The organism is Vreelandella zhanjiangensis DSM 21076 (assembly GCF_000377665.1).
GTDB lineage: Bacteria > Pseudomonadota > Gammaproteobacteria > Pseudomonadales > Halomonadaceae > Vreelandella > Vreelandella zhanjiangensis.
Map to the genome: position 1 here is coordinate 1 of NZ_KB898660.1, position 7,446 is coordinate 7,446.

Here is a 7,446-nt window from a genome sequence, read left to right on the forward strand (position 1 = left end):
CCCGAGCCAATATCTTTACCCTTGTGCTTGCCGTTGAGCATCGGCCCGCCGGTAACCACAATCGTGGGGATATCGCAGCTCGCCGCGCCCATTAATAGTGCGGGAGTCGTTTTGTCACAGCCGACCAGCAGTACCACTGCATCAATCGGGTTACCGCGAATCGCCTCTTCCACATCCATGCTCGCCAGATTGCGGGTAAACATGGCGGTGGGGCGCAGGTTCGATTCGCCGTTGGAGAACACCGGAAATTCGACCGGGTAGCCGCCCGCCTCTAATACCCCTTGCTTCACATGCTCCGCCAGCTTGCGAAAGTGGGCGTTGCAGGGGGTTAGCTCCGACCAGGTATTGCAGATGCCGATGATCGGCTTGCCCTGAAACTCATGGTCGGGGATGCCTTGGTTTTTCATCCAACTGCGGTACATAAAACCGTTTTTATCGGCGGTGCCAAACCACTCGGCACTGCGTAATGGGCGCTGGCGATCAGACATAGCAAAGTCTCCGTGCAAACCTGGAAGATAGGAGCAAAAGGTAGAATCTGGTTGGTAAAATCTATTTTTTAGTATCAGGCTCGCTGACGGCGGGTCTGTTTCCAGCGGTCAAACATCACCGCCAGCAGCAGAATCGCCCCGCGTACCAGGTATTGATAGAAAGTCGGCACGTTAAGTAGTCCCATGGCGTTCTGCACACAGCCCATGATCAGCACGCCGACCACTACGCCGGTAATAGTGGCAACACCGCCTGATAGCGCCACCCCACCCAGAACACAGGCAGAAATTACCGCAAGCTCGAGCCCCATGGAGGTATTGGGATCACCTAGCCCCATGCGCGAGGCTAGCAGCACCCCAACAACGCCAGCCACTACGCCCTGAAGACCGAAGACAATAATCTTGAGACGACGGACATTAACCCCCGCAAGCGACGCGGCTTCTGAATTACCGCCGGTGGCTAATACGTTACGCCCGAAGGCGGTCATATTGAGCACCACACCAAAGATCACAAAGCAGACCAACATGGTCCACACCGGCAGAGTCAAACCGAGAAATGAAGCGCTGCCCAGGTCAAAGAAACCCGGCACGGTGATCATCACCGCATCGCCACCGGATGTGATATAGGCAAGCCCGCGCACAAACTCCATCGCGGCCAATGTCGCAATGAGTGAGTTAATGCCGAACTTGGCAATGACCAAGCCGTTAAAGACGCCTACCGCGCCCCCGGCAACAATCCCACCGATCACGCCGATAAACACGCTGCCGGTACTGGTCGTCACTATCGCTGCCACTACTCCTGCAAAGGCCACCGTAGAGGCCACCGAGAGATCCACTTCGCCCAATGCCAGCACTAGCATCATGGTGGTCGCCAGGCTACCGATCAGAGTGATCGAGAGCAGCAGCCCGACCATGTTTCGGCCGGTGAGAAACCCGGGGATAAACACGGCTAGCGCTACAAACAGCAGCAAAAAAATGGCGATCAGACCTGAGGTGTCCAACAGCGTGCGCAGCGGTTTTATAAGCCCCCGGCGCCCTGCCGGACGCGCAGGCGCTGGTACGTCGCCATCAAAAGAGGTTGATTTGTTCGTTGTCATTATTGATATCCTGAAAAGTCAGCTTACGCTGGCAGCGCCAGCCCCAACAATCGCTCCGGCGTGGCAGACTCACGCGACACTATGTCCACCAGTTCACCATCACGCATGACGGCGATGCGATCACAAATGGAACTCACCTCAGCCAGATCACTGGAGATCACCACCACACTCTTCCCCTGTTCGGCCAGGTCGTAGAGCAGCGCGTAAATATCCCTTCGCGCGCCCACATCAATCCCACGCGTTGGTTCATCCATCACGAACAGGTCGATCTCTTCTGCGAGCCAACGGGCCAAAATCACCTTCTGTTGATTCCCACCCGAAAGCTTGCCGATCGGCGTGCGGTGGCCGGGCGTTTTAACGCTGAGTTGCTGAATATAGGCTTCTGCATTGCGCCGCTCGCGACCTGGATGGCGGAAGGCGCCCCAGCGTTTAAAAAAACGCCGACAGCTGATATTGAGGTTGTCAGCCACGCTCGCCACTGGAAAGATCCCTTGGGATTTACGGTCTTCAGGGCACATGGCAATTCCCGCACGGATTGCCTCGGCTGGGCTTTTAAAACGGCGCGATTCCCCCTTAAAGTGAACGCTGCCAGCCTTGGGGGCCTCGACCCCGCACACCAGCCGTAGCAACTCGCTACGCCCCGCGCCCACTAACCCAAACAGCCCAAACACCTCACCGCGCTTGACCGAGAAGCTCACCGGCGCCTTGAGACCACGCCCCTGAATCCCCTCCACGCTCAAGACCACCTCACCTTGCTCACGCGTGCGGTAACCGTAAACATCATCGATATCGCGGCCCACCATTTCACTGACTAGCAGATCGTGATTCAGCGCTGACATGTCCTCGTGGGTGCGAATATGCTGGCCGTCGCGGAAGATAGTGACCGCATCGCACATCTCAAATACTTCTTCCATGCGATGAGTCACATAGAGCACTACCCGCCCTTCATCGCGCAGCCGCTTGACGATGCGTTTAAGCTGGCGAATTTCCTGAATGGAGAGACTGCTGGTAGGTTCATCAAAGGCGATTACCTTGGCATCCCGAAGCAGTGCCCGGCCAATTTCGATCATCTGCTGCTGGCCAATCGAGAGTTCACGCACTTTCGTTGAGGGATGAATAGCCCCCTCGCCCAGGTCGGCAAGTATTGCCAGCGCTTTCTGTTTTAACTGGCGGCGATCGATAAACCCATTGCGTGTCGGCAGTTGCCCTAACAACAGGTTCTCGGCCACCGACATGTTGGGTGAGAGGGTCAGCTCCTGGTAGATAATGGCAATCCCTTCACTCAGCGCTTCCCTGGCGTTACTGAACACATGGCGCTGCCCGTTGATCCACAGCGCCCCTTCAGCAACCCGATTAACACCGCTAAGCACCTTGAGCAGGGTAGATTTACCCGCGCCGTTCTCCCCCATCAGCGCATGGACCTGCCCGGTATGGGCGGCGAAACTTACCTTATCCAGCGCACGCACGCCGGGGAAGACGACGCTAATCGCATCGAAACGTAGATAGGCATCAGACATGCGTAAGCACCCCAGTAGATAGTCCGTGACACATCGCCTTAAAGGCCTAGCTCTTCACGTACTTCTTCCCAGTTATCACGTGTCATTAACGTACCGGTCGTTTCAGTATTGGCCGACGGTTCCTGATCCTCGGCTATCCAGCGATAAAGATCCTCTGCGGTCTGGCGGCCGTGCATGGTGGAACTGACGGCGACGGTGCCATGAAAGCCGGTCGGGTTATTTCTGGAAAACTCGGCAAACGCCGCGCCCGAACCGTTGATCCCCACGCCGATGACATCTTCCGCCGCCAGGCCGTACTGTTCAGTTGCCCTGACACCGCCAAGTACACTCTCTTCGTTTAGGGCATAAATAACCCAATGCTCGTACTCTCCACGCTGGGAAAGCACTGGCGATGCGGCCGAGAAGGCTCCGTTGGTGTCGGTACTCTGCTGAGGTGCGTCGAAAATATTCTCTTCCGGGAAGCCTGAGGCGAGCAGCGCCTGGGTGGCACCGTCAGTACGCTCTACAGCCGTCGGCAGCTCGTTGTTGGTAATACGCAGCGCGCCTACTTCCTGAGGGTCCCAGCCACGCGCTTCCATTTCAGCGGCAATCGCCTCGCCTACCTGTTGACCGATTTTGGTTCCTGACATACCCAAATGCGGTACGCCTTCCATCGGCTCACCGCTGGAGTTCACAAACTGATCATCTACGGTGATCACTTTCATGCCGTACTGCTCGGCACGGTTCATAATCGCTGGCCCCAGGCGCACATCGGGCGGGCAAATGACAAACCCTTGAGCGCCCTGGGCGTAGAGGTTATCAATGGCGCTGAGCACTTCCTGACCGTCTTCGCCGCCTAAACGAACCACTTGAAAGCCGAGCTCTTCCCCTACTTCAGTGGCCGCGCGCTGCTCGTTGATAAACCATGCCTGCTCCGGCTTCTTGACGATAAAGCCGATCTTCACGTCGTCACTTTGCGCCTGTACTGAACCCAGCGAGGCCAACATGATTGCGCTACCCAGCGCCAAACGCGTGAAAGTGGTTACGATGCCCATTATTGTGCTCCTGACGTTTTAACGGTTGTTGATGTTGTTATTGATGCCACAGGTAGTTGTTGATCAGGTCGAGCCTATATCGTCCTGGACAGTAAAGCGGAAGACTGTGCGTGAACGGTAAGTCTCTCCTGGTTCTAAAATCGTACTGGGAAAGTTGTCCTGATTAGGCGAGTCGGGGAAGTGCTGGGTTTCCAGCGCAAACCCGGAGCGTTGCGGATAGGATTGGTCACTTTTACCGGTCAGGTCGCCGGCCAAGAAATTACCCGAATAGAACTGAATGCCTGGCTCGGTAGTTTCGATTTCCAGCATCCGCCCGCTTTGCGGCTCCCATACTTTGGCCGCTATGACCAGATCACCTTGTTCGGCGTCATCTCGGTTAAGCACAAAATTATGGTCGTAGCCGCCACCGAAAGAGAGCTGCTCGTTGTCCTGCTCAATCCGCTCGCCAATGGGTGTTGCCTGGGTAAAATCGAACGGCGTACCTTCAACTGGTTGCAGCTCTCCCGTCGGAATCAAGGATTCACTGACCGGTGTAAAGGCGTCGGCGTTGAGCATAAGCTGATGATCGAGAATGGAGTCGTTTCCCTCACCCTTGAGATTGAAGTAGCTATGTTGGGTAAGGTTGATTGGCGTTGCTTTATCAGTCTCAGCGCGGTAATCGACGATCAAGGTATCGTCATCGGTCAGAGTGTAAGTCACTTCAGTTTCCAGGCGACCAGGGTAACCTTCCTCGCCATTGTCGCTGGTATAACGCAGCACAAGCCCCTTGCCTTCATCACTTTCAAACGGCTCGGCCTGCCAAATCACCCTATCAAACCCTTGTTGGCCGCCATGCAGGTGGTTGTCGCCATCGTTGGTGGCAAGCGTGTAAGTTTCACCTTCAAGCGTGAACTTCCCCTCAGCAATACGGTTGCCGTAGCGCCCGATGATGGCGCCGAAGTAAGGGTTAGCCTCGCGATATTCATCAGATAAATACTCGTCCAACGAATCGAATCCCAGCACGATATCGTCGACATTGCCTTCCCGGTCAGGCGTCTTTAGTGAAAGAATCGTACCGCCATAGTTGGCCACCCGCAGTTCAATGCCGTTAGCGTTGGTGAGTTGATAAACGTCCACTTGGCGACCATCGGGAAGTTGACCAAACACGGATTTGGTGACGCCGTGCTTTGCTTCACTATTTGCCATGGGTTCCTTATCACTTTGCGCCTGGGCCACGTTAATCAATAGCGAAGCTAGGCCTGCACTTAACACTATTGAACCCAGGCGGCTTTTTATCGGGGGGTGCATGATAGACATTACCTGTCTCCTATTATGTTTATTGTTGTTATTAACGCGACATGCTTATGGCTAATACACGCCTTACAGTAGACAGCTCTACCATAACCAACCAATATGCAAATGCGTCAATTTCGATACCTTTATTGCTATCAATAACATTAGAAGGCTTATTTCATGGGCGTCCTTGACGAGAACTGGTTCCTTCACGCACGACTAAAGTTGCGTCATTTTCAGCTATTTTTAGCCCTTGATGAGCAGCGCAACCTGCACCGTGCTGCCGCCCAGCTCAAGATGAGCCAGCCTGCCGCCTCAAAACTGCTCAGTGACCTGGAAACCAACCTGGGGATTCGCCTTTTCGAGCGCCACCCACGTGGTTTAACACCCAACTGGTATGGCGAAATCATGATTCGCCACGCGCATAGCGTGCTGTCGGCATTGCGGCATACCGGTGAGGAATTAACCGCCTTACGCGACGGAAATATGGGCACCGTGGCAGTGGGAACAGTCATGGCACCCGCCGTTACGCTACTCACCAGCGCTATCGAGCGGGTACATAGAGACCGGCCGGGGCTTAAAATTAGTGTGGATGTCGATGTCAGCAAGGCGCTGGTGCCCCGCCTGCTTGAAGGTGAGCTGGATTTCGCCATTACGCGTATCCCATCAGGCGTGGATGTAGAGCGCTTCGTATTTGAAGAAATTGGCGAAGAAGAGCTGTGCTTTGTGTGTCGAGAAGGGCATCCGCTAGCAGGCAAAACCCCACTGAGCCTCGCTGATATGGCCGTCTACCCGTGGTCTTTACAGCCACCCGGCGCGCTGATGCGTCAACGGGTAGATAGCCTGTTTTTACATCATCAGGTAGCACCGCCAAGTCAGGTCGTCGACACCGCGGATGTATTTGTGTCTTTAGCGCTGGTCGATAAATCCAACACCATTACGGTGACCACCCGCGAAACGGCGGACCTGCTTTGCGCCCCTCAGCGCTTTCATCTCCTCCCATTCAATGAAACGCTCAGCGTGCAGCCTTATGGCCTGGTCAGCTTGCGCCACCAGCGGCTCTCGCCGGGGGCTGCAGTCCTGATGAGCACCCTGCGCGAAATAATCGCCCACAATGCTCAACAGAAAAATAGCCATTGATAAACCTAACCAGCTATCAGTGCTTGGTCTTAGCGCTTGACCTTAGCACTTAGACTTAGTGTGAGTGACGCGGCACTTCCGAACCCCGACAGCCCACCAGAAAGTCAAAGTCGCAGCCTTCATCCGCCTGTAGCACATGCTCGATATAGAGCTGGCGGTAGCCGCCCTGGCTTGCGATTAGCGTCGAGGCTTCTGTCGGGTCACTTTCGGCCAGGCGTGCGGTAAGTTCGGCGTCGCTAATATCCAGGTGCAGCCGCCCGCTGGCGCAGTCGAGTTCGATCATATCGCCGTTGCGTACTGCGGCTAACGGGCCACCCGCTGCCGCTTCCGGGGCCACATGCAGCACCACGGTACCGTAGGCGGTGCCGCTCATCCGGGCGTCGGAGATACGCACCATATCGGTCACCCCCTGGGCAAGGATCTTGGGCGGCAGGCCCATATTGCCGACTTCCGCCATGCCGTGATAGCCGCGTGGCCCGCAGTGCTTCATAACCAGAATATCGTTGGCTTCAACGTCCAGGTCCGGGTCGTTGATGCGTGCCTTGTAATCGTCGAAGTCTTCAAATACGACGGCACGTCCACGATGCTGCATCAGCGCGGCCGTTGCCGCCGAGGGCTTTAATACCGCGCCATTCGGTGCCAGGTTGCCACGCAGTACGCAAATGCCGCCATCTGCGGTGAGTGGGTTATCCAGCGGGCGGATGACCTCGTCGTTATACAGCGGGGCGTCTTTGACGTTTTCCCACAGGGTTTTGCCGTTGACGGTTAATGCATCCTTAAAGGGCAAGCGATCCGCCTCACCCAGGCGTTTGAGCACAGCGGGCAGACCGCCGGCGTAGTAGAACTCTTCCATCAAGAAGCGCCCTGAAGGCTGCAGATCGACCACCGTGGGCGTACCGCG

Annotated in this window: 7 protein-coding genes; 1 reads left to right on the forward strand and 6 read right to left on the reverse strand. The window is 55.8% G+C overall.

What is annotated here, in order from left to right; genetic code table 11:
• From D467_RS19505 to D467_RS0118855, 5 genes are all read right to left on the reverse strand, one after another.
• Positions 1 to 488 (reverse strand): dihydroxy-acid dehydratase domain-containing protein (locus D467_RS19505; RefSeq protein WP_018919095.1); only part of this gene is annotated, 488 nt, incomplete at its 3' end.
• A gap of 74 nt (positions 489 to 562) precedes the next feature.
• Entirely contained in the window at positions 563 to 1,582 is a 1,020-nt protein-coding gene (gene araH / locus D467_RS0118840; RefSeq protein WP_018919096.1) for an L-arabinose ABC transporter permease AraH, read from the reverse strand.
• 23 nt (positions 1,583 to 1,605) lie between these two features.
• Entirely contained in the window at positions 1,606 to 3,099 is a 1,494-nt protein-coding gene (gene araG, locus D467_RS0118845) for an L-arabinose ABC transporter ATP-binding protein AraG (RefSeq protein WP_018919097.1), read from the reverse strand.
• Positions 3,100 to 3,137: 38 nt separating this feature from the next.
• Complete coding sequence (locus D467_RS0118850) at positions 3,138 to 4,133, reverse strand: arabinose ABC transporter substrate-binding protein (RefSeq protein ID WP_018919098.1); 996 nt, start codon at positions 4,131 to 4,133, stop codon at positions 3,138 to 3,140.
• 63 nt (positions 4,134 to 4,196) lie between these two features.
• A complete protein-coding gene (locus D467_RS0118855) occupies positions 4,197 to 5,429 on the reverse strand; it encodes an aldose epimerase family protein (RefSeq protein WP_018919099.1) in 1,233 nt (410 codons plus the stop codon).
• A 156-nt stretch (positions 5,430 to 5,585) separates the two neighbouring features.
• Here D467_RS0118855 and D467_RS0118860 point away from each other — a divergent pair, with 156 nt between their 5' ends.
• Positions 5,586 to 6,545 carry a LysR substrate-binding domain-containing protein gene (locus D467_RS0118860; protein WP_018919100.1) on the forward strand — a complete coding sequence of 320 codons (960 nt, stop codon included), beginning with the start codon at positions 5,586 to 5,588 and terminating at the stop codon, positions 6,543 to 6,545.
• A 55-nt stretch (positions 6,546 to 6,600) separates the two neighbouring features.
• On the opposite strand, the gene D467_RS0118865 is transcribed toward D467_RS0118860, so the two are convergent.
• Positions 6,601 to 7,446: dihydroxy-acid dehydratase domain-containing protein (locus D467_RS0118865; RefSeq protein WP_018919101.1), on the reverse strand; the 846-nt coding region annotated here is incomplete at its 5' end.

Bases quoted from the DNA above. Each gene is read 5' to 3' on its own strand.
- araH (WP_018919096.1), bottom strand. From the start codon at position 1,582: ATGACAACGAACAAATCAACCTCTTTTGATGGCGACGTACCAGCGCCT.
- araG (WP_018919097.1), bottom strand. From the start codon at position 3,099: ATGTCTGATGCCTATCTACGTTTCGATGCGATTAGCGTCGTCTTCCCC.
- D467_RS0118850 (WP_018919098.1), bottom strand. From the start codon at position 4,133: ATGGGCATCGTAACCACTTTCACGCGTTTGGCGCTGGGTAGCGCAATC.
- D467_RS0118855 (WP_018919099.1), bottom strand. From the start codon at position 5,429: ATGTCTATCATGCACCCCCCGATAAAAAGCCGCCTGGGTTCAATAGTG.
- D467_RS0118860 (WP_018919100.1), top strand. From the start codon at position 5,586: ATGGGCGTCCTTGACGAGAACTGGTTCCTTCACGCACGACTAAAGTTG.